Source organism: Paraburkholderia phosphatilytica (genome assembly GCF_003443895.1).
Classification (GTDB): domain Bacteria; phylum Pseudomonadota; class Gammaproteobacteria; order Burkholderiales; family Burkholderiaceae; genus Paraburkholderia; species Paraburkholderia phosphatilytica.
This window is the reverse complement of record NZ_QQOA01000101.1, coordinates 1-1,407: the sequence shown is the minus strand read 5'-3', so window position 1 is coordinate 1,407 and position 1,407 is coordinate 1. Positions and strand designations below refer to the sequence as shown.

General features: G+C 66.0%; 2 protein-coding genes. Both read right to left on the bottom strand.

The annotated features are described in order from the left end of the window. Positions 1–123 precede the first annotated feature (123 nt). Entirely contained in the window at positions 124–918 is a 795-nt protein-coding gene (gene surE, locus DVS29_RS36730) for a 5'/3'-nucleotidase SurE (RefSeq protein ID WP_118186246.1), read from the bottom strand. 119 nt (positions 919–1,037) lie between these two features. Beyond that, positions 1,038–1,304 (bottom strand): hypothetical protein, encoded by a 267-nt coding sequence (locus tag DVS29_RS36725; protein WP_118186244.1) that lies wholly within the window; start codon positions 1,302–1,304, stop codon positions 1,038–1,040. Positions 1,305–1,407: the final 103 nt, after the last annotated feature.

Below are 1,407 nucleotides of genomic sequence, written 5' to 3'. Positions count from 1 at the left end.
CCAAAAATCGAGAGTAAACGACGCTTCGCCCTTTGTTTACAACCACTAACCTGCCCAAGCCCGCCAGTAAACGACTTCCTAATGCGATTGCCCTGGGTTCGGCCGGACGCGGACGACAAGCGCTTACGCGCCCGGCAGCGCCTTATGCAGCACCTTCCGCAGCGCTTCGCCGGCCGCTTCGTGGGTGCGCTCGAACTGCAGCGGCGTAACGGTGATGTGACCGGCCGCGATGCGCGTCGCTTCGCTGCCCGGGTCTTCCGGTTGCGGCGCACGGCTGAGCGTGAGCCAGTGATAGTCGATCTCGCGCGGATCCGTGCCGCTGACCACTTCGATGCCGCTCAGCAGCCCCGCGCCCTGGGTCGTCACGACGAGCGGCTTGACCTCCGCCGGCGCGCGGTCCGGGAAATTGACGTTGAGGCACGCGTCGCTCGCCCAGCCGGCGTCGACGAGCGTGCGGATCACCGCGGGCGCATGTTCGCGCGCGGTCTCCCAGCGGATCGGCGTGCCCTTTGAGTAGGTCTGACTGAGAGCGATCGAGCGGATGCCGAGCAGCAGGCCCGTCATCGCCGCGCCGACTGTGCCGGAGAACACGGTTTCGGTGCCGAGATTGGTGCCACGATTCACGCCCGACAGAATCAGGTCGGGCGCCGCGTCCTTCATCAGGTGGCTCACCGCGAGCGCCACGCAGTCGCCGGGCGTGCCCCGCACCGCGTAGGTCCGCGCGTCGCGGCGCGCGACCCGCAGCGGCTCGTGCAGGCTGATCGAGTGCGAGGTGCCGCTCTGGTCCTCCGCGGGCGCGACGATCCACACCTCCCGCGCGAGCTGCGACGCGACCTCAGCAAGGACCGCGAGGCCCGGCGCGTCGATGCCGTCGTCATTGGTAAGAAGAACCCGCTCTACGATGGGCGTTGCCGGCATGACTGCTCCATGACTGATCTGATCGCGAAATCGCGATGCTACCCGATCTGCGGCGCCAGGGCTGGCGCGAAGGTTCGCACGCGGGTTCTCAGGTCAGCAGTCGCGGCGATGCCGGGCGCTCACTCTATCGTAGAGGTGCGTGGGACGCCGCCGCGCCGCCCGGCACAGCGCAGTTTCTCGATCGACTGCATCAGCGTTTCGCGATGCTTCTGCCAGCTGTCGAGTTCCTGCTCGAGCTCGGCGAGCGGCACGCGGATGCCGGGCTCGATCGGCAGGCCGGCGCTCAGCCAAGCGTGAATGCGATTGATCTCGGTGTGTCGCGCAACGATTTCGGCGTCGACATTCAGGACCTCGACCAGCAGTCCTTCTATCGTGCTGTCGGTCATGGCTCGATCTATATGAACGCGTCCCGTTTGCAACAGTTTTCGTGTGTTTCGACAGACAGGATGGGCTGCATCTCTATATCCGGCCTTGCTGCAGCCGGTAATG

Excerpts from the sequence above, each read along its gene's own strand:
- surE (WP_118186246.1), bottom strand. The coding sequence starts at position 918 with ATGCCGGCAACGCCCATCGTAGAGCGGGTTCTTCTTACCAATGACGAC.
- DVS29_RS36725 (WP_118186244.1), bottom strand. The coding sequence starts at position 1,304 with ATGACCGACAGCACGATAGAAGGACTGCTGGTCGAGGTCCTGAATGTC.